The 21,174-nt window shown below is 48.0% G+C and carries 19 protein-coding genes; 11 read left to right on the forward strand and 8 right to left on the reverse strand.

From position 1 onward, the window contains the following. Nucleotides 1-16 precede the first annotated feature (16 nt). Together MJO57_RS19875 and MJO57_RS19880 are read right to left on the reverse strand one after the other, a co-directional pair. Nucleotides 17-325, reverse strand: a complete 309-nt coding sequence (locus MJO57_RS19875) for a hypothetical protein (RefSeq protein WP_252018142.1) — start codon at nucleotides 323-325, stop codon at nucleotides 17-19. Nucleotides 326-355: 30 nt separating this feature from the next. Beyond that, nucleotides 356-1,870, reverse strand: a complete 1,515-nt coding sequence (locus MJO57_RS19880) for an IS66 family transposase (protein ID WP_252018143.1) — start codon at nucleotides 1,868-1,870, stop codon at nucleotides 356-358. On the opposite strand from MJO57_RS19880, the gene MJO57_RS19885 reads away from it, so the two are divergent. The 10 genes from MJO57_RS19885 (at nucleotide 1,869) to MJO57_RS19930 (ending at nucleotide 15,014) form a co-directional block, all read left to right on the forward strand. Continuing rightward, nucleotides 1,869-2,006 (forward strand): hypothetical protein, encoded by a 138-nt coding sequence (locus MJO57_RS19885; RefSeq protein WP_252018144.1) that lies wholly within the window; start codon nucleotides 1,869-1,871, stop codon nucleotides 2,004-2,006. The genes MJO57_RS19880 and MJO57_RS19885 overlap by 2 nt on opposite strands. 148 nt (nucleotides 2,007-2,154) lie before the next feature. Further along, entirely contained in the window at nucleotides 2,155-2,784 is a 630-nt protein-coding gene (locus MJO57_RS19890; RefSeq protein WP_252018145.1) for a hypothetical protein, read from the forward strand. A 21-nt stretch (nucleotides 2,785-2,805) separates the two neighbouring features. Then, nucleotides 2,806-4,083, forward strand: coding sequence for an IS4 family transposase (locus MJO57_RS19895; RefSeq protein WP_256491693.1), 1,278 nt, complete (start codon nucleotides 2,806-2,808; stop codon nucleotides 4,081-4,083). Next, complete coding sequence (locus MJO57_RS19900; RefSeq protein ID WP_252018146.1) at nucleotides 4,083-4,295, forward strand: hypothetical protein; 213 nt, start codon at nucleotides 4,083-4,085, stop codon at nucleotides 4,293-4,295. The genes MJO57_RS19895 and MJO57_RS19900 overlap by 1 nt, the downstream gene beginning before the upstream one ends. Nucleotides 4,296-4,364: 69 nt before the next feature. Then, nucleotides 4,365-5,429: an IS630 family transposase gene (locus MJO57_RS19905; RefSeq protein ID WP_252018147.1), complete on the forward strand. Its 1,065-nt coding sequence runs from the start codon at nucleotides 4,365-4,367 to the stop codon at nucleotides 5,427-5,429. A 198-nt stretch (nucleotides 5,430-5,627) separates the two neighbouring features. Beyond that, complete coding sequence (locus MJO57_RS19910; RefSeq protein ID WP_252018149.1) at nucleotides 5,628-10,325, forward strand: hypothetical protein; 4,698 nt, start codon at nucleotides 5,628-5,630, stop codon at nucleotides 10,323-10,325. Nucleotides 10,326-10,376: 51 nt separating this feature from the next. Continuing rightward, nucleotides 10,377-11,738 (forward strand): ISNCY family transposase, encoded by a 1,362-nt coding sequence (locus MJO57_RS19915; RefSeq protein ID WP_252018151.1) that lies wholly within the window; start codon nucleotides 10,377-10,379, stop codon nucleotides 11,736-11,738. Between the two features lie 207 nt (nucleotides 11,739-11,945). Further along, nucleotides 11,946-12,521 carry an IS4 family transposase gene (locus MJO57_RS19920; protein ID WP_252017317.1) on the forward strand — a complete coding sequence of 192 codons (576 nt, stop codon included), beginning with the start codon at nucleotides 11,946-11,948 and terminating at the stop codon, nucleotides 12,519-12,521. A 95-nt stretch (nucleotides 12,522-12,616) separates the two neighbouring features. Beyond that, nucleotides 12,617-13,657, forward strand: a complete 1,041-nt coding sequence (locus tag MJO57_RS19925; RefSeq protein ID WP_252017335.1) for an IS1595 family transposase — start codon at nucleotides 12,617-12,619, stop codon at nucleotides 13,655-13,657. Nucleotides 13,658-13,688: 31 nt separating this feature from the next. Then, nucleotides 13,689-15,014 (forward strand): hypothetical protein, encoded by a 1,326-nt coding sequence (locus MJO57_RS19930; RefSeq protein ID WP_252018153.1) that lies wholly within the window; start codon nucleotides 13,689-13,691, stop codon nucleotides 15,012-15,014. A gap of 218 nt (nucleotides 15,015-15,232) precedes the next feature. Here MJO57_RS19930 and plsX read toward each other — a convergent pair whose 3' ends face one another. The 4 genes from plsX to MJO57_RS19950 form a co-directional block, all read right to left on the reverse strand. Next, a complete protein-coding gene (gene plsX / locus MJO57_RS19935; RefSeq protein WP_256493360.1) occupies nucleotides 15,233-16,279 on the reverse strand; it encodes a phosphate acyltransferase PlsX in 1,047 nt (348 codons plus the stop codon). Between the two features lie 8 nt (nucleotides 16,280-16,287). Beyond that, nucleotides 16,288-16,470 (reverse strand): 50S ribosomal protein L32, encoded by a 183-nt coding sequence (gene rpmF, locus MJO57_RS19940; RefSeq protein WP_209276529.1) that lies wholly within the window; start codon nucleotides 16,468-16,470, stop codon nucleotides 16,288-16,290. A gap of 31 nt (nucleotides 16,471-16,501) precedes the next feature. Continuing rightward, on the reverse strand, nucleotides 16,502-17,074 hold the full coding sequence (locus MJO57_RS19945) for a YceD family protein (RefSeq protein WP_252018157.1): 573 nt from the start codon (nucleotides 17,072-17,074) through the stop codon (nucleotides 16,502-16,504). Between the two features lie 73 nt (nucleotides 17,075-17,147). Beyond that, nucleotides 17,148-18,182, reverse strand: coding sequence for a transposase (locus tag MJO57_RS19950; RefSeq protein WP_252026884.1), 1,035 nt, complete (start codon nucleotides 18,180-18,182; stop codon nucleotides 17,148-17,150). Between the two features lie 209 nt (nucleotides 18,183-18,391). On the opposite strand from MJO57_RS19950, the gene MJO57_RS19955 reads away from it, so the two are divergent. After that, on the forward strand, nucleotides 18,392-18,898 hold the full coding sequence (locus MJO57_RS19955) for a nucleoside triphosphate pyrophosphatase (protein ID WP_371924650.1): 507 nt from the start codon (nucleotides 18,392-18,394) through the stop codon (nucleotides 18,896-18,898). A gap of 108 nt (nucleotides 18,899-19,006) precedes the next feature. On the opposite strand, the gene MJO57_RS19960 is transcribed toward MJO57_RS19955, so the two are convergent. Together MJO57_RS19960 and rluC are read right to left on the reverse strand one after the other, a co-directional pair. Further along, nucleotides 19,007-19,993, reverse strand: coding sequence for a S49 family peptidase (locus MJO57_RS19960; protein ID WP_252018159.1), 987 nt, complete (start codon nucleotides 19,991-19,993; stop codon nucleotides 19,007-19,009). A gap of 147 nt (nucleotides 19,994-20,140) precedes the next feature. Next, on the reverse strand, nucleotides 20,141-21,085 hold the full coding sequence (rluC, locus tag MJO57_RS19965) for a 23S rRNA pseudouridine(955/2504/2580) synthase RluC (RefSeq protein ID WP_252018161.1): 945 nt from the start codon (nucleotides 21,083-21,085) through the stop codon (nucleotides 20,141-20,143). Nucleotides 21,086-21,174 lie beyond the last annotated feature (89 nt).

Here is a 21,174-nt window from a genome sequence, read left to right on the forward strand (position 1 = left end):
ATTATCTTTCCCTGTGTCATGACGTACGATCAGTGGTAATCAGGAAGAATTTTGGTGAAATTAGTAACAATCCTATGTCGACTAATTCGACGGACAATAATAAATCAGATACCGGAATCCCTGACCCAACAACAAAGGACGGCAGCATCAACAATGTTGAACTGCCCACTACTGCTCCCCTACCATCGGCATCAACATCGATAACGACCAGGGAGTCAATAGCCACATCAAGCCCGGTAATAACATCGCCATCGACCACTGCTATTAGTCCAACCACGTCACTGCCATCATTGCAGACGCTGGTAGCGGACAGCGTGGAATTCACCTTGATGGCAGGGCTCAAAGAAAATCGTAACTATTCAGCACTGAGCAAAGGCATATTACAGTAATTCCGAACAGCTCTATGAAGTGATTGATATATGTCCATTCCCTGTTTTCTGGCAGACGACAAATAGCTGCGAATCCGTGCAAACATAGAACCACCGTCTGCACTCCTGAAGCAGCCTGAGATTTTCTGCTTTAACTTGGCCATTCGAACATCCCGCTCACTGCCATTGTTATCGAAGGGAATGGTAAAATCTGACATGAAGCGCAGTGTCTCAGCCTTGAACTCAGTGAGTCGTTTGAAGAGATTGTAAGCTTTAGTATTCTTGACTTTCTTGCGCTTAAGCTCCTCTCGTTGCTTCTCCATATAGACGACTTCTTTCATTAGAGCCCGCTGAAGCAACCGGTCATAAATCTTCTCGATTCGTTCACAGACAACACTTGGCATCTGTAGCATACCTATGGTCTTAAAGCCCTTGCAGTAATGCCAGGAAAGCCTCAGTAGCTTCATCAATCGCAACGCCAGTTGATTGCTGTCCCTATCAACAACACCCAAAAGCTCCCTCAGGTGATGGGCATTGCAAAGTACGTGAGTTGCCGCATATGCAAAATAGGATTTCCAATGATCATGAACCAGAACGCCTGCAAATGTTAGCAGTATGCCCATCGTGTCCATGGCCTCACGACCTCGCTTTTCAGACAAGTAGTAGAGCGTCCATTGTTCATCCCGCATAACGTGTAGCCAGTGCAAAGAGCCCTCGGCCCGCATACCCGTTTCATCGGCTCCGGCAACAGACGATTCCCGCAAGGCGTCACGAATAACCTCTTCAGTAGAAGCCAGATTTTCATAGGTTCTGGCCACAAAATTGGCGACAGTGCCTGCACTTACACTCATTTTATAGAGAGTATTAAAATACTCTGACACGCGCTTAAAAGGCAGGAAATGGTATTGGTTAAGATAGACGGCCATAGCCTGTGTGGCTGAGCCATATTGTGCGGCAGCGGTAACACCTTCCGGGAATTCAGCCTGATTCCGACAACCACAAGTGCAGATTTTTACTTCAGCTCTATGGGCCGTTACTTCAAATTCACCCGGTCTCCCTGGTTCAAACACCTGTCGTTCAATATATTTGACCGGCTCACTATCAAGAAGAGACGCCTGACATTTATTGCATTCTTTAACCGGAAGGTACTCAATATAGTCAGGGATATCGACCTGTTTAAGACAAGTGCCCTGATGCCCTTTCTTTCCACCGGCTTTATTACCAGAAGACTGTCTCAGACTTTTAGGATTGGGTTTTTCATCCGATGGATCGGTATCTTTATCTGCGGAAAGGTCGTCAGAATGATCTGGAGAATTACTGTTTTTACAAGGTTTTTGATAACCATCAGACGATGGCGGCTTGCTGCTGTTTTGACTGTTCTTGCCAACCTTTTCTTCCAATTCTCGACATCGCTCTTCCAGACAGGCAACTCTCATCCGCAGCTCTGCATTCTCTTTCAAGAGAATCTCAGCCGACATAGTTGCGGGTAGTTCTGGAATCATGCTGGCGAATATTGTGGAAAAATGGTGCTTAAGAGGATGGTATAAAAATCAGAAAATTCCAGATTTATGTGGGGGTGCTGAACAGTTACAGAAAATCTTTTGTCTTATCAGACACAACACCCAAAAGTCAGCCTGACCCAACTCATCTCAGCTATTGATCAAGAGATAAAGTTTCTTCAGGTTTTCAGTCTGCTGATCATCGTCTCGGCTTTTACCAGATCCATAAAAAAATCTGGCTCTTTTCGGGTTACAGACTGCTCTGCAATGAAAATTGGCCAAAGGCCTTGATATACAATGCCTTCAGGAAACTGCTGGCTAAATATTGCCAAGCCCTGCCACAGGAGGATTCCAGCCTGATTTATGAAATCAGCAGTCTGCAATACGAAAAGAGCCAAAAATCTAATCCTGCTGTTGCTCAACACTATGAAAAAATTCTTCAGAACACCCTGAATGAACTGGAAAGATACGTAAACCCCACCCAAAGCCCCCATGACAGACATCGCAGATCTCCTATATCAGAGATGACAAAACTGCTGTTAAAGAGCCTTTATGAGTTTGAAAAGGCACCAATGAATGATGAGATGAGAGCTTTTTTTAAAGGGTTTGAGCAAGAACGCAGCCGTTTTATGGAATTCATGCGCACGCAGCAGGAAATACCGGGACATGAATTCCAGGAACTATTTAACCAGATAAAATCCCCCGGAGCCATTCTGGTAGCGATGGACCAATATGAGACGGCAATCAAGTCTCTGCTCACTACAGGTGAATTCGGCGAAGTTGGCAAAATAGCCCTTCTTAGGGTAGACATTAAGCTCAAAAAAGGTTCGTTTCCGGCGGCAGAACCCACCTTGAACAGCCACAATAAAGCTTCGAAACCATTATCAATGGCTGAACAAGATGAGTACTGCAAATAGTAGATTAGTTGAAAAAAACTGTTGACCTGTTTCGACCGGTCAGAACTCCTAAGTATGGCGGAACAGCTTGGTTTTACTATACGACAGCGAGATATCCGTCCTTTGGATTTTATCCTCTCACTGATCGATGCCCTCGCTGGTGATGGAAACTGCGATACCCAGGCGGATCTACACCGTAAATTTAACGAGTTGACGGGGCTGAATGTCTCTTATCGTTCTTGGGCAAATCAAGCTAAAAAGGACGCGCTGCCTACTCTTATCCTGTGGCTATGGGTGCAGTGTCTGGAAATATTTTCCCGCAAAGTCATGGCGTTTGATGAAGACAGTCCATTTTCAGAGTTTGAGCACATTCTGATTCAGGACGGTTCGTCACAAGCTGTCTATGATGCCCTGAAAGAAGCATTTCCCGGCAGGTTCTCAACGGTCAGTCCTGCTGCCGTCGAGCTTCATACGACAATGGATCTTCTCACCAACAACCTGGTGCGGGTGCAGCTGACTGAAGATACCCGTTCAGAAAGAGACTGTCTGCCACCACTGCCAACATCCATGGCCTATATCCTGATGCTAATGGATGCCGGTTATTTTGAGCTGGAACTCTTTGCCGCTATTGATGACAGGGAGGGTTCTTTTATCTGCAAGGCACCTCAGAGTATCAACCCGACGATACTCAGCGCGGTACGGGAGGATGGCAAGAATCTCAATCGCTACAAAGGACAAAAACTGAAGGATGTACTGTCTGGCTTCCCCAAAGACCAGTGCCTCGACCTGGATGTAGAATGGCCGGGATTCAAAGCCTGGCCATTCCGCTTGGTTGTCCGCTGGAATGACAAAAAACAGAAGTGGGTTTTCGTTGTGACCAACCTGAACCGGGTGGAGTTCACCTTGAGTGATGTGCTCCAGGCCTATCGTCTACGGTGGCAGATAGAGCTGATTTTCAAAGAGATCAAATCCTATTCAGGGTGGCATCGTTTTAACACCAAATCAGCGACACTGGTGTTTAGCCTGATTCTGATGTCCTTTGTGGTTGTGACGTTGAAAAGGTACCTTGCCCATGCTGCACAGGCGAACCTCTGTGAAAGTGGGAGCATTGAGGAAATCTCGACGCACAAGGTGATGAAAAGTGGGACTCACCTGTTTGGTAATGTGATTTCATCGTTGATGAATGCAGGAAAGTCATTGGTCTCATGCATTAAAAAGCTACTGGACTTCTGGGGAAATAATGCGAAACGAGAACACCCTGCACGGGATGGTTGTTCAGGGCGTACAAGATTAGGCCTTTGTGCGGTGGGTGGGGCTTAATGTCTACCTTAAGAATAGCCCTTAAAGTCAACATCCTTTTCGATTATGGAGAGTACTATGGCAAGTCCGGCCGGTATTCTCAGGCACAAGCATTAGACAATCCTCATAAAGACCTTTTAGAAGATCTTAAAAGATTCAAACAGTTGCATGTTGATGGTCTTGAGAAACTTGCTTTTGGGCTTGATGATCTTTCGGCTTCAATAAGTAGTTAAAAGTTTGCTTATGGATATTTTGATCGTACTATCAGGCAGACAAAGAAAGAGATCCTTAATCTATTATAAGTGGGTCTTGAACTAAAACGTCCCCAACCTATGAAGTATGTCAATATCACTGATGAAGCTGTTGTATTAACTTTGAAATACGCCAAGCACTACGGCCCTCTGAGGTGTATCAGGGAAAGAGCTCATGGTCTTCTATTGAGTAATCGAGGCTTTACCCTTGAGCAAATTGCAGAAATCCTTGAGATTAAATATCAGACCGTTTCCCAATGGATTGATGATTGGGAGGACTATGGTATTCGTGCATTGTATAAGAAACATGGTGGTGGAAGATCTTGCATATATGATGAATCTGAAGTGCAACGCATAAAAGAGTTAGTAGCAGAAGAGCCTCGTCGTTTATCGTATGTAAAATCCAAAATTGAGGATGAGACCGGTAAATCCTCATCAAAACTTACTCTGGCCAACATCGTAAAAAAGTTAGGACTGGTTTACAAAAGACTCCGTAAATCGTGCAAACATAAACGGGACGAAGAGCATTTCCAGCGTTGTAAAACTGCACTGAAAGACGCCCAGGAAGCTGAGCGCAAAGGGTTAATAAACTTGTTTTATTTTGATGAGTCCGGATTTACTCAAGAACCTTGTGTGCCATATGGCTGGCAGGAAAAAGGAAAGCAGCTCAGAATTCCATCAGTCAAAAGTAAGCGCATCAACGTGCTGGGCTTTATGAATCGGAGCTGTGAGCTGTTTCATTACCCTGTTGTGGGCTCTGTGAATAGTGATACAGTGATTGCAGCCTTTGACGACTTCACAGAGAAAATGGAGGATGAAAAATACAGTTCAAATGACCGCTACACCGTAGTTATGGTGGACAATGCCAGTATTCATACCAGCAAAAAGTTTCGTGACAGAATCGCTGACTGGACTCTTGAGAAAAAGTTACTGATCTGCTTTCTTCCAACATATTCACCTGAACTCAATCTGATTGAGATCCTGTGGAGGAAAGTAAAGTATGAATGGCTCAATCTATTGTCAATCAAGAGTTTCACGGAATTTGAAAAGGAAGTTGAACGAGTGTTCGCTTCATTTGGAGAGAGTCATATGATTTCGTTTGCAAATACTAAATAATCGTTCAGTCAATTTATCCGAAAGCAAATTATCAACTACTTACCGCTAGATGAAATAATTAACTATGCATACACATTCTATGACCCCCTGCGCTTGCACCGGCTGATAGATAACGTTTCTGAAGGTATCTGTTACGGAGATGCAATCAGCCTGGCCATAGCAGACCTCTACAACTTATTACCAGATTCGTTGCTAAGCATGGCAGAATCAATATTAACCGGTACCCATTACTCGAAATATGCATTTGAAGTAAAACGCATTTTACAAGAACTATCCTTTGCAGACTTTGAAGATACACCCAATGAATCATTGGCATTTGGATTACCCGATAAAAGTCTCTGGGTAAAAGATCTAATCAATATATTGGAAAATGTCAGAAGGAACTTCCAGCATGGATATCGTACTCCTAATTTTAATTGTCTCAATGACCTGATTAACCAATTACTACCTGATGACAACTTTGCCACTGATCTCCTCCAATATATTATCAGACCAAAAGCAAGGCACGTCGCTTACTGTTCAATCAGGAAATCCACAGATCTGTACAAGCTAACCCTTCATGATATAAATACTGGCCTGACTGTCGTTACCGGCACCACACTTCAAGAGCTGAAAGATGCAATACCCGAAACTCTGAAGGAGTTTGCCAGAATTTATAGAATTCCTCAGAATTCTGTAACCGGAGAAGCAATGGAAAATACAGGCTTTGTCAAAATAGCGGCAAACAGGTTGTCTCCCCTGGAACAACTTCAACCATTTCCAGACTCGGCATTAAGCATCAAGGACATCATGACTAACCCGGCCATGCGCCTGCAGAAGATTGACGTAGAGAAAACCAAGGCGTTTATTGAAGAGTACCTGCATGAAGTTCGCGAAGAGGCAAATCTTCAACGATTAAAACTTCCCAAAAAGCTCCCTGAACATTCTCAGTCACCCGCTGAAACAGTAAATAGCATCACGATTAAAGACCCAATGATTTCACAGATGCGTGAGGTACTGGCCAATCTTAAAGATGTGCCAGAATCCGAAACATTGGATATCAGTGTTATACAACTAAATGCCCATATTATTAAAACGCTCAACACTATTTCCCAACATATTACTGACGCTGAAGCAGAATCATCAGCTGCCGCCAATACGGGCAGTAAGACAGCCATGCCCGCCAATCCCAGCGCCAGTGAATTGATCAAACTGGGCATCAAGCATGACATTCTTGAACTGCTGGAGCCTGGTACAACGGGCATTGAAGCCACTGACCAGCGCCCCGCCCCCTCTAATCCTGACCACAATCCCGCCCGAAATACCGCAGACACACAACATTCCAGCATCGGAGGCAACGTCGCTGGTGGAGTTTCCAGTTTTGCAATGGCGGTTGGCGGGGCATTGACGGCATTCAAGATAGCCTGCCCCGGCTGCCTGTCAGAATTGGCCAGTGAGCTCACTGAGAATGTTGGCGAAAGACTGACAAACGTCGTTGGCCAGATATCTAAAAAGGTAGGTGAGAAATTTGGGAAGAAACTTGTGGAAAAACTTGGAGAGAAACTTGGCAAGGAAGTCGGAAAGAAAGTTGGAGAAAAAGCCGGAGAAGAAACTGGGGAAGAAGTCGGAGAAAAGGCCGGGGAAAAAGCTGGGGAAGAAGTTGGAAAAAAAGCTGGAAGCAAAGCCCTTAAAAAGGGCGTAGAGAAAGCCGGTGAGGAAGTAGGCAAAAAATTATTAAAACAGGCCCTTAAATGCAAACGGTCAATTGGCGGCTGTGGACGTCAGGGAGACGGCGATGGTGAAGGCGGTGAAGGCGGTGAAGGTGGTGAAGGTGGTGAAGGTGGTGGCGGAGGCGGCGGAGGTGGCGGAGGTGGTGCAGCCGGAGCAGGCGTTGGAGCGGGCGTTGGAGCAGGCGCTGGAGCTGGAGCTGGTGCTGGTGCCGGTGCCGGAGTCGGCGTTGGAGTCGGCATTGGAGTCGGCGCTGGTGGCGCAGCCGCTGGTGGTATCGTAGTACATAAAGCAGCCAAAGCATTAGGAAAGTCGGTCAAGGGTATAAAAGACGCTATTGACAAACACAAAAACGATCAACAAAAACAGTCTGACAAGCAAACCACTCAAGGCTCAGTGGCAAAAACACAGCCACCAGTAAAACAGGCGGTCGTCGCAGAGCACACCACGCTGCAGTCAATAACAGAGCCAGTGACATCATCAACCTCCGGGAACAGCAACAGTGCAAATGCAGGTATTGCCATTTTTCCAGATAGCACAACGGCGTCTCCAACCTCCACAGCAGTCAAGGAGGCCACAGCGCAACATTCGGCAACAGCAGCACCGACATCCGACAGCACCCTACAAGAAAAGACCGCTATTATTTCCGATCATACAAACCCAACCGAAAAAATAACGGACACTGCAATAACTGAAGACAACACCAAGGCAGGAGTCACAACAACAGCTAGTACTGTGAGTGGGACCACCAGCGGACAGCTGCCATCTGCCCGTCACTCACCTATCGAAAGTGACACAACCACTTCTTCGCCAACCAATCAACCTACCACTGCAACAACTGAAGACACCACCAGGTCAGGATTCACAACACCAGCAAGCACTGTGAGTGAGGCGACCAGCGGACAGCTGCCATCTGCCCGTCACTCCTCAACCGAGAGTGACACAACTACTTCGCCAACCAATCAACCAACCACAGCAACAACTAAAGCCACCACCAGTGCAGGAGTCACAACACCAGCAAACACTGTTAGTAAGACCACCAGTGGACAACTGTCATCTGCCCGTCAATCCTCTACCGGAAGTGACACAAGCACTTCGTCAACCAGTCAACCAACCACTGCAGCAACTGAAGATGCAACCAGCGCAGAAGCCACAACACCAGCAAGTACTGTGAGCGGGACCACCAGTGGATCGCTGTCATCTACCCGCCAATCCTCTACCGGAAGTGACACAAGCACTTCGTCAACCAGTCAACCAACCACTGCAGAAACTGAAGACGCAACCAACGCAGAGGCCACAACACCAACAAGTACTGTGAGTGGGACCACCAGTGGATCGCTGTCATCTGCCCTTCAATCCTCTACCGGAAGTGACACAACCACTTCATCAACCAATCAACCAACCACAGCAACAACTGAAGACACCATCAGGGCAGGAGTCACAACAACAACAAGCACCACCAACAGCAACACAACCGTTTCGTCAACCACAGAAACCACTGAAGATACAATCAGTTCAGGAGTCACTTCATCAGCAAGTACAACCGGTGAAACAACCACCAGGCAGTTATCATCTGCTCGTCGCTCCAGCAATAGCAGCACAACCACCTCATCATTTACTCTGCCCAATACATTAACCACTGTTGATACGCCCAGCACCGGAGCCACTGCATCAGCAAGCACCACAGGCGAGACCACAATCGCACAACCATCATCTGCTCGTCGCTCTTCTACCAACAGTGACACGGCTGCATCCTCAACCACTCAACCCACCCCATCAACAACCCGGGAAAGGACTGATAGCACTGACAGCGAAGCCCCAACGTCAACAAACACCTCCAGCAAGCCCTCTACTCAACACGATGCACCAAACCAATTGGTTTTCCCCCGGCTGGTTAAGGCATTTTCTGCCAGGAACGAACAGATCAAAGACCGGTTTAACCACTCCATCAACAAAACCTCTGAACAGGCCCTGGAGCATATTCACCAGCTAACCACAACCAGTAAGGAAAAAAAGAGTATCCAAACCCGGGTTATACTCGGAGATACCCTCAATACTCTGAATGATGTATTCGATAAGGGGTTTCTTAACACTTACAAACATGCCCACCGGACACTGAAGGCATTACGCTCTGTACCGGTGGATAATGATCATAGACTACCAGCAGCCCGAACGATCATCACTGATACCCTGACCAACACATTTCAGCAGATGTATGCCTCACTGAACGACCAACGTCTTCAGCTGTTTATTGATGTGGGCTATATCGACCCGGGCAAACTGAGCCAGGAAGAAGTTTTGAAGCTTCGAGCTACCGTGTCCAACCCGGAAGGAAAAGAAACCTTACACCCAGCCAATTTGCTCAAGGTAATCAATGATATCCAGCAACGTGCATCACCTGACTCACCCAATCAATTCAACCAATTTCTTGTTGATCTCTCAATGTTTCTGCAGGGCACAAGCAAAGTTGACGAACTGGAACAGCAGGAAAGAGAGTCCGGCACTACCAGCCCGGTTTTGCAACAACGCAAAGATCTTTGGTCGTCTATTGCCAAACATGGCAGCAAAATGATCAGCAGCGATGTCATCGCCAAACAGTCTGCACCCTATAACCAGCAACTACTGGCGTCGGTCATGGAACAGGAAAAAAACCGGTTTATTGACGACGTTCAGGCTCTGCATCTGCGGGATGAGGGCCACTTTACTGATGAAGCTACACTGAGTGAAGCAGGGGATAATGTGCTGTTCGATCCTCGCACGTTTCTTGATGTCATTAAAGAACCAAACGACTATCGCATTATACTTGCCAATTATGACGATCCGTCAGTCCGGATGCCCCCTGATTCAACGCCTGAACTCCCGATGTACCACAGACGATTGCGCAGAAACATTGACCAGGCACCCACACCACCACAAACCTCTTCGGCTACCCGGCAAACAGGCGTACTGGATTACATCAAAGAGGGACTTGGCAAACTGTTCGGATCGATCGGGGCAATGTCGCCAGCATCAGTGTCGGCCTCCCCCGCACTGGCAGAAATTGCTGATCAGGAGACGTTCCATAATAGTAATAGCCGTCCCAATCAGGCACCCGGGATAGCTAGTTCTCGTCCAAAAACACAACCAATTGAAAACTGTAGATTTTATCCTGAAAAATTAAGTGGAGCCCTACTGCTATCTGGCGACTAAACTTCCCAAGAGCAAGAAACATAAGGGATTGCCAAAAACAGAGGACTCCAAATGCGCAAAAAACGCAACCCGCAGTGTAGTATGGAACTCCATTACGTACCTCATGAAATCTGCTCCCAGCTTTCCGGTATCTCGCAATGGCTTGACGCCCATCCACAGTTCAATGACTGGATTTATGAGGACTTAAGTTCTTGTGATAAACAGAACACTGGGCGGAACGGACTATCAGCAGAATCCGTTCTTCGTGCGGCACTCCTGAAACAGTATTTGAATTGTGATTATGACTACTTGTCGTTTGTTTTGATGGACTCCATGCTCTTTCGAGACTTTTGTCGCCTCGAACCAAACCAGCGCCCCAGTCGCTCCAGTTTGCATGGGCTCATCAGCCTTCTTACTGCATCTACATGGGAACGGATTAATAACTGTCAGCTAATGACCGCTAAAGATCAGGGTATTGAAAAAGGGCGCACTGTGGCTATTGACAGCACAGTCACCGAATCGGATATCAAACCTCCTTGCGACAGTGATCTTTTAGCCAGTTCCGTTAAAGAAATTTGTCGGCTGCTGGAACGGGGACAAACACTGACAGCGACACCGCTTTATGAATATACCCATCACAACCGAGCCGTAAAAGATGCGGCCAGAAAATGCATCTACGCTGGCAAAGAAGAGCGGCATCAGCATTATAAAAAACTGCTGCAGTTGACCCGAAAATCCCGGAAGGTACTTATCGAAGCTACTGTCACGCTAGCAAACGCCCGTCAGCAGGGGCAGTGTCTCCTGGCTGATGATGCCGACAAGTGGCAGGCCGATGTGGATCACCTGTTACCCCTGGTGGATGCAATAGTCTCCCAGACAGAGCGCAGGGTCTTTAAGGGTGAAAAGGTGCCAGCCCAGGAAAAAGTGGTTAGCCTGTATGAACCCCATACGGATATCATCGTAAAAGACAGGCGGCAAGTACAGTATGGCCATAAACTGAACCTGGTTCAGGGAAAAAGTCGATTGATCCTGGACCTGGTTATTGAGGAAGGTAACCCAGCGGATTCGGACCAATTCATTCCGATGATGGAAAGACAAAAAGAAATTTATGGTCGTGTACCTCGCCAGACAAGCGGTGACGGCGGATACGCGTGTCGCGCTAATTTGGAAAAAGCCAAGGCCATGGGAATCAGCGATGTAGCTTTTAATAAGAAGCGCGGACTTGAAGTCGAAGAGATGACTAAAAGTCAGTATGTGTATAAAACGCTCTTTCGCTTCCGGGCAGGTATTGAAGCGGGAATTTCGTGGCTAAAGAGATGTTTTGGGCTATCACGTTGCCACTGCAAGGGTTCTGAGCGTTTTGATTCTCATTGCTGGTTATCGGTGGTCTGTTACAACCTGGTGATTCTGGCCAGACACCCGGCACCATCCTGATAGCCACCTCCACGCTACATGAAAGTACCTTTCCAGCATGGTGGGAGGATGTTTTCTGCCTGCTTTTCGCGTTTTTCTCCAATATCCGTCCCAGATTAGAGAAAAAAAGGGAAGAGTTTTTGCGGCTCTCTGGAATTTCAGGAAATATCAAAACGCACGTACAATCTAATTATGATTGCCTGATGCGTTTTTGGACGAGAACTAACTATGAATATTGTGTCGGCTGAAGAGATTGGCAATGACTCCGAAGACCGTTTGCACTGGGTACTATTGACAACTGAAGATATTGAAACATTCGAAGACTGTCGCTCTATCATTCGATTTTACGAGCTCCGATGGCGAATAGAAGAGTTCCATAAGGCTTGGAAATCGGGAGCAGGAGTAGAAAGGCTTCGTCTGCAATCTCCGGATAACATTGAACGACTTGCGGTCATATTAATGTTTGTCGCTGTCAGACTAATGCAAATCCGTGAAGCATTAATGTTACCGAATGACAGGCAGCACAAAGACAGAAAGCTTTGGAGTGAAAAAACACTCGCGAATGAGGTGGTCAGTGATGATGAATGGCAGGTTCTCTGGCTAACCTATGAAAAAAAAGCGTTGCCCGATAAGCCGCCAACAGTCACTTGGCTGCTTCAAACGATTGCTCGGCTTGGTGGTTGGGGTGATTCAAAGCATACAGGGCAGCCCGGCTGGTTAGTGGTATGGGAAGGCTGGGCGAAATTGCAGGATCGGGTAAAAACCTGGCAGATAGCCCGGCAGTTCAGCGCTGGAGAGATGTGATCAAGAGTCAGCCTCTTACCGACAGGAACGGCTAAGTTACCGTTAATGGTTGAATCAGCTAAACTCCCATAAAATCTACGTTGTAGGGGAGTGATATGCAATCTGAACTCTTCCAGAATTTTATTGATTCCATTTCAACATTAACCAGTGAACAGCGAGACATTCTTAACAACTCGCTCCTTAGTACTCAAATAGAGGTTACCGAGGTAGTAGAAACCACTGACTCTGAACCTGTTTACAGTGAATCTATACCCAATAACGATAATGCAACACCTGACGTAGAAAAGAGCATACTTGCCCAATTTGCCGAAAACCCCAGGTGCCCCAAATGCAAAAGCCATAGCGTTGGTCGCTGGGGCATACGAAATGGCCGACAGCGCTACCACTGCAAGACTTGCGACTCAACGTTTAACGCCTTTAGTGGAACGCCTTTGGCAAGGCTCAGGCACCCTGAAAAATGGAACAAGTACCTCGCAGGTATGACTCACTCTATGGTCTTGCGACCAGCTGCTGCTGAGAATGCCATTGACTTGAAAACTGCGTTCCGCTGGCGTCACCGCTTTCTTGAAGTGATTAATAATGATCAAGCAGAAGAGCTTTGTGGCATTACTGAGCTTGATGAAACATTTTTCCGTGAATCCTTCAAAGGGCAAAGAGAAGGCCTTCCACGGCCAACCCGAAAGCGGGGTAATGATCCCAACAAAGCCCGAAAAGTCCCGGTAATGGTGGCTCGGGACCGTAATCGAAATACCGTTGACGGTGTATTAGAAAACGAAAGTGCTAATGAATTGTGCAGGCATTTAAATGGCCGCATATCGATACAGGCCACGGTCTGTGCGGATGCACACCTCGCTCACGAAAAACTTGCTGACAAGCTTGGATTTGTCTTCAAGGAGCTGGTGACATCAGCAGGTCAACATGTTGTTGAAGGCATCTACCACATCCAGACTGTAAATTCTTATCACAGTCATTTAAAACGCTGGATTGGCGGCGTATTCCAAGGGGTTGCAACTCGTTACCTTCCCCATTATCTGGCCTGGAGGCGAGAACTGACGGCAGCAAAAAAATTAACTGTTGGCCGGTTGATCAGCAGAATTACTGAACATTGGTGCTTCCAACCATTAACGGTAACTTAGCCGACAGGAACTGTTGGACCATGCACCGGGTATGCAACTATTAACCGACAGTCTGGCGATAGCCCCCCAGCTACACAGTGAAGTGGCTGCTTTCATCGATCATTTGAAAAGTCATACCAGCCCCGTCGCCAGTCAGTGGAGCCGTAATGACCTGGTCAATATGGCCATTTTGCTCTCAACACCAGCCAGAATACCCGCCAGAATTACAGAGACTTTTTTGCAGCAAGCCCTCACTTCACCTGCCATTGGTATAAACCATGAGCATCCGGACAATATCTTCAGTACCGATGATCTGGTTCATGGGATAACAAACGCCAAGGGTCCTGCCATAGGGCTGGCAAAAGCCATGTTGCAAGCCATGGCAATCAATCAACTGGCCAGTTATTCTTCGGATAATCATCTGCCAGACCCCCTGCGTAGACAGATCATCCGTCAGGCGGTTCAGTTGCAGACCCGACAGAAGCAAAACACTGCCACCGCGCACGGACAACTGGCCGAACATGAAGATAACATTCCTGACATGATGGGCATGATTAACCAGCGATTAATGCCTGCGCCTGTCGTACAACCGGAAAAAGCCCTGCATAACCCATTGATTAATGCCCTCACCAGGGGCCAGTATGAACCCTGTAGAAAACTGTTCATGCAGCAATCCCTGCAACAGCAGCTGAGAATGGTGCACGAACTGGCTGAACTGCCGGACTATCTGGGAATGGATCATTCTGCCGAACCACTGGCGCAACTGAAGTCTGATCTGCAAAAAGCAACCAGTAGCAAAACTGTGGGCAACAACGAGCTAATGGACTTTAAATCGTTTACCCTCAGCCAAAGAGCCTGGCAGCTGTTCAACAACCTGTACGACACCAAGATTGCGGGCCCCAAAGAGGCCATGAACCGGGTTAAAATTCAGGCCATGATCAACCGGCGGGGCCTCTCTGAACCCAGCGAAACCGGGCTACTCCGGGAGCTGGTGGTGGATTTACTGCCCCGACAGGACAGTGCCAGCGATCACGCCAAACTGGCCATCAAGACGGATAAGGCCATCCCGTCACCGGCAATACTCCATCAATACCACCCCGAACGGATTGCCAGTATCATCAGTGGTTACTTGACGCTAAAGTCATTTGTTGCCGAACAGTTTCCCCGGGTATTTGACCATACTGATATTGATCCTGTGTTGAAAAATGAGCTGATCAGCCAGGTAGCACTGGTTAGCCTTGACGCATTAAAGGGGAAGATCACCGACAATAATTGGCAGTATACGGCCATGGAAAATCTAGAGCAGGAGCACAAAGAATTTAAAGAACAAGATCCACACGTGAAGCATCAGTTCCATTGGGAACGAACAGAAAGCTGATCAGATGTGGCTACGTAAGATAGTGGTGGGATTGGCATTGCTGCCTCCCACTGGTTAATCTGTACTTAGGTTTCTCTGGATAATCCCTCGCACTTTCCGGGCTGTGCCGAGCTTCCACCCATTGAATCCCGGAAGAAGGGCACAAATGCTTTTGGTGATGGATCAAGCGCCGACATCAACGCCTTTTTTCCAGCATCCCTGAGCAATCCCGGCAGGCCTTAACCTTTCAACATTAATTCCACTTCATCAGCCAATCGTCCGGGCACATCGCTGTCCACTTCTCTGACAGCCTCGGCAATAGCCCGGAAGAAGCCCTCTTCGTCAGAATGGCCGTGACTTTTGACCACAATCCCCTGAAGTCCGAGAAAACAGGCGCCGTTGTAGACCACCGGATCAATGCTTTTATTGATTTTGTGCATGACCGGCGCAATCAACAAAGAGAGGAAGCGACGCCAAAGCGTTTGCTGAAATGCTGCAACCAGGCGGTCACGAATAAGACAGGCAACCCCCTCCCCGGTTTTCAGGGCGATATTGCCAACAAAACCATCACAGACCACTACATCCGCCCGACCGGCAAAGACATCATCCCCCTCGATATAGCCGATGTAGTTCAGACGTCGATCGTCTTTCAAGAGCTGATTTGCCAGTTTGACCCGCTCATTACCTTTGATATCCTCAATCCCAATGTTCAGTAACCCCACCCTGGGAGCAGCGATACCTCTCACAGAAGCGGCAAACAAAGATCCCATCACTGCAAATTGATAAAGACTGTTAGCGGAACAGTCAACATTGGCCCCCATATCCAGCAGCAAAACGCTGCCTCCAGCACAGGGAACAGCACCCGCTATGGCCGGACGATCAATACCCACAAAGGTTTTCAGGGCAAATCGCCCCATAGCCATCAGCGCGCCAGTATTTCCCGCACTGACACAGGCGGCAGCACTGCCGTCAGCAACCTGCGCAAGGGCAACCCACATGGAGCTACCGTCTTTGGCCCTGAGAGCAGAGGATGGCTTTTCATCCATGCCAATCGTCTTTTCAGCATGAATAACAGTGAGGCGGGACTGATCAAAGGGCGCCTGATCCAAGGAATCAGAGCAGAGATGATCAGTAATCAGTGTCTGATTACCCACCAGGGAAAGATGAAGATCCGGATAAATTTGCAGAGCCCGGAGGGCAGCCCGAATACGAGAACGGGGACTTTCGTCCCCGCTCATAATATCAAGTGCTATTCTCCGTCCTGGAGCCGTTGACCGTCCTGGCATGGAACGACTCACTCGCCCACTTTACCTTCGAGCACTTTACGGCCACGGTAGAAACCGTCAGCAGTCATGTGATGACGACGATGAGTTTCACCAGAAGTTGCATCAACAGACAGCTGAGAAGCCGTCAGACTGTCGTGGGAACGACGCATATCACGCTTGGAACGGGTTTTTCGATTTTGCTGAACAGCCATGTGTTCTCTCCTAAATTCTTTGCTTGGAACTCTATTTGGGTTCGGTGGTACTTTTTCCCTGATCAGCTTTCAGACTGGCCAGAACACTGAACGGGTTACGACGCTTTTTCTCTTCCGCTGCCCGGGCAGCGGAAGCCTCAGCCTCTTCATCAGATTCAGTAGTAAAGTTCTGCTGAACCTGGCAGGCTTCAGGCGGATGATAAGCCACGATAGGAAGGCTCAACAGGAGCTCTTCTTCCAGCAGGGGCACCAACTCCATCGGCTCATCCCGGAGCATCAGGGGTTCATAGCCCTCTGGCAGGGAACGGGCCTGATCATCGGTCAATACACCCATCAGGTTGAGATCTGAACGCACGGGAAGTTCCGCCACATCAAGACAGCGCTGACAAATCATTTTCAGATTCGCCTCAACATGCCCCTCAAGAACCACTCGATGATCTTCACTCATGTAGAAATGAAGAAATACCTTCACCTCACCCTGATCGTCAGCGAGACTGGCTGCCAGTCGATCAAACTGTTCAAGCGCCAGCGAACCTTCAAACTGTACCCCCTGACGCGCGAGTTTACGCGGATCAACGGTTTTTGGTAATTGGCCTGATAACATAAGCGCGCAATCATAGGGCGATGCCCCTTTTCTGTCAAACATCCTTTTTGGCTGGGATTATCAAAGTTAGGACTTACGCATTGATGACACCGATAAATTTTGGTAGGAGGTGATCCTTCCCCTTTGCAAAACTCTCAATGAAAGCGCCTATTGTCTCTTTAAACAGCCCCCGTTGGTGCTGATAAATATTCGTAAACTCCTGCTCTATCTGCATTTTCTGGAGATAAACAAAAGCTAAAATTGCAGCAAATATATGGTTTCTGACGGGTCGTTCGCTGCGAACCTGAAAGTGCTCAATATGGCAAACCTGCTTGATCGCCCTGTGAAACTGTTCGATCTGCCAGTGCTGGTCATGGATCTGCTTGAAGTCATTGCGTTCAAAAGGGACTTCCTCTGGCAAGTAAACCACGTAGTGGCGACGCTGGTCTTTTAGCATCGTCCTGAACAACCGGATCTTACCGAAGTCTTTGAGCCATACATCCAGACCATTGTCGGGGATGTCGAGGTGTTGAACCTGCTGCCATTTACCTTTTTCCAGTGATACTGTCCTGTTTTTCTCAACGGCAAACATAAACCCAGTCTGATGGTTTTTAATCGTCTTCAGGTTAGTCGTGCAGCTGTACCAGGAGTCACCGGTAACGAACGCTGGCTTCAGCCCCCATACCAGCACTTCAATCAACATTTCACGGAAGTAGTCGTTTTTTGTCTTGTCTTCCGATTTGTCGTATATCCTGTAATTCACCGGCATATGGCGCCCGGATACGTCGGTGTAATAAAGGGTGATGAGGTTAACTCCCTTAACCACTCGGTGATGTTTACCCGACCAAAAGTGGCCAACCAGTGCCACGGAGTAGCTATAAGGTTTGTCGAGCACGCTGTCATCAACGCTCAGGGTGCCGCCAATAGGGTTTAAACTTTTGACTGCTTCATCGTACATATCTTTGGGCTGATAGTTTTCACGCTTAAGAAAGCGGTTTGCGCTATCGTGAGAAAAGTCGGTAACCTCGGCCAGTCTTGTGCATGTTGATGATTTTGGCTCACTAATCAAAAAGCCAATGTATTTTGCAAGAGTGCATCGTGCAGTGGTCGGTCGAGTGGTAGTTCTCACTTTCATCCCTGAAGACATCTGTTTTTTGGCATTATCAAATTTTAGAGCCTGTTGTCAATGCGTAAGTCCTAAAAGTTTCAGCTTTTTATCAAAAACTTCACAATAAACATGCCTGAAGATGGTATTTTTCACAACCCGCTTTCTGATGGCGCAGTCGTATTTCACAAAAATTCGAGACCATGCATACTGTGCTCGACTATCCACACCATTTGGCCGCACTGATTGCTCAAAAGAGAACCATGAATATATTGCTAGCCTCAGGCTCGCCCTACCGGAAACGCCTGCTTGAACGACTCAATCTGAAATTCCATCAAGCCTCACCCAACCTTGATGAAACACCAGAACCGGGAGAGAGTGCCAGAGCCTTGTCAATAAGGCTTTCCCGGGAAAAAGCGATCGAGCAGCTCGCAAACTGCAGCGGTAAACCGGTCGTTTTCCACACCGGCCTCTGCGTTCTGAACACCGCGACAAATCAGCACCAGCTGACTTGTGTAGACTACACGGTCTGGTTTCGAAAACTTTCCAGCACGCAGATCGCCACTTATATAGATGCAGAGAGCCCGCTGGACTGCGCCGGCAGTTTTAAATGCGAAAGACTGGGAATCACCTTGTTTGAGAAAATGGCTGGCGACGACCCCGACAGTCTGGTTGGACTGCCACTGATCACCCTGACCACCATGCTGATGAATGAAGGGGTTTACCCTCTGGGCAGATAGAGCATCAGTTCCGTAGGCTGAACTCGTCCCCACGACTCCCGTGGGAACGAGGTGTATGCTGCATGGGTATTAGCGCTTTTCTTCAACAGAGCAGACTTGGCCATCCAATTACATTAACTGAAAACCATCACCCAAGGCTTCGACAAGAGTAGCGCTGACACCAGCCCCAAAATCCCGGGCAAATTTTTCCAACGGTGAAAGACGAAAGGTATAATCAACAATATCCTCTTCACCCACCACTTCACGGGCCACATAACCCGCACTGCCCAGACCATCAATTAACCCCAGCTCTTTAGCCTGCTCACCAGACCAGACCATCCCCGAGAAGATATCAGATCGATCAGTCAGTCGATCACCCCGTCCGGTTTTCACCGCGTCAATAAACTGTTGATGAATAGTATCCAGCGATGCCTGCCATTGGACAGCAGCCTCACGATCCACGGACTGAAATGGATCGAGGAATGCCTTATTTTCACCGGAGGTATAGGTTCTGCGGGTAACTCCCAGCTTCTCCATCGCCCCGACAAAACCAAAGCCTGAAGAGATAACGCCAATAGAACCCACCAGACTGGCCTTGTCAGCGTAAATTTCATCTGCGGCGGCGGCAATGTAATACCCACCAGACGCACCAATATCCATAATGACCGCGTAAAGCGGCGTATCCTTATGCAGCTCTCGCAGTCTGCGAATTTCATCATAGATATAACCAGACTGCACCGGACTACCACCCGGGCTGTTAATCCTTAGAATAACCGCCTGGGTACCCGGATCCTCAAAAGCTGAACGCAACCCCGATACCACGATATCGGCATCCACATCGCCACCACCGATCTGGCCATCAATCTCCACCAGCGCAGTATGCTCACCGGAGCCATCACTGATCACAACATCGTTGATTCTGGTCGCATTATAAATGACCGCAACAGAGAAAAATAACCAGCCAAACGTCAGCAATTTAAAAAATATACCCCACCGTCTGGAACGGCGCTGCTCCAGCAGTGCCCCTCTGGCCAGGGCATCCACCAGATCCCAGGCCTTGCTATTGTCAAGGCGATCCTGTACCTCAGAAGAGGATTCCCTCCACTTGTCGTGCATAACTACCCCTTTAAGAGATTCTCTAAATCGCCTGACCCATCCCGGCCTGATAGCCAGCCATGCGACAACACGGTTAACACAGTTAAAAACAGTCGAAGCCTATTAAGCAATGCTTCGATCGGACATTCAGCCCGCCCTGTCCCGCTTTCAAAGCTGATCTTTCAAAGCTGCTAACACCTCAGCCAAGTCCTCCGGTAATGGTGCTTCAACTTTCAATCGCTTACCATCCGGCAACTCAAATTCTATACTGGCCGCATGCAGGAACAATCGCTTCAGGCCAAACTGCTTCTGCAACTGGTTATCCGCATCCATACCGTATTTTTGATCGCCAGCAATGGGATGTCCTGCGTGCAGACAATGAACACGAATCTGATGGGTTCGACCGGTGATTGGGTAAGCCTCAACCAGGGTCATATTCGGGAAACGGTCCAGCACCCGAAACGCCGTTCGGGATTTTTTGCCATCCACATGCACCCGAACCATACGCTCTCCGGACTGAAGCACATTCTTCAGTAGCGGAGCATTCACCAACTGCTTTCTGGCTGGCCATTTTCCGACCACCAGCGCATGGTACAGCTTTTCAACTTTTTCTCTCTGCTGCAACTGGTTATGCAGATGACGCAGCATGCTTCGGCGTTTAGCAATCACCAGACAACCTGAGGTGTCGCGATCGAGACGATGCACCAGTTCAAGCGTGCGATTTTCCGGCCTCAACTGGCGGAGTCCCTCAATCACCCCATAAGACAAGCCACTTCCGCCATGCACAGCAATTCCTGATGGTTTATTAATAATAATCAACAGGTCATCTTCATAGAGCACCGACCTTTCCAACTGAGCAATCACGCTATCAGTCGGCCTTACCGGCGCTTCCCTTTCCGCCACCCTGACCGGAGGAATACGAACAACATCATTCAACTCCAGGCGATAGTCTGCCGTCACCCGCTTTTTATTGACTCGCACCTCACCCTTTCGAACAATACGGTAGACCCTGGTCTTGGGAACCCCCTTAAGAACCCGCAAAAGAAAGTTATCAATACGCTGACCAACCGCCTCTTCATCAATGGCAATGAAATTAACTTTTGCTTGTTTCAATCGTCTAACCACATATCTGTTTATACCCTGCCACGGCCTGAAAACCTTTACCTTAACCGATTGAGATAAAAAGCCTTTCCGGGCTTATC

The organism is Endozoicomonas sp. SCSIO W0465, assembly GCF_023716865.1.
GTDB lineage: Bacteria > Pseudomonadota > Gammaproteobacteria > Pseudomonadales > Endozoicomonadaceae > Endozoicomonas.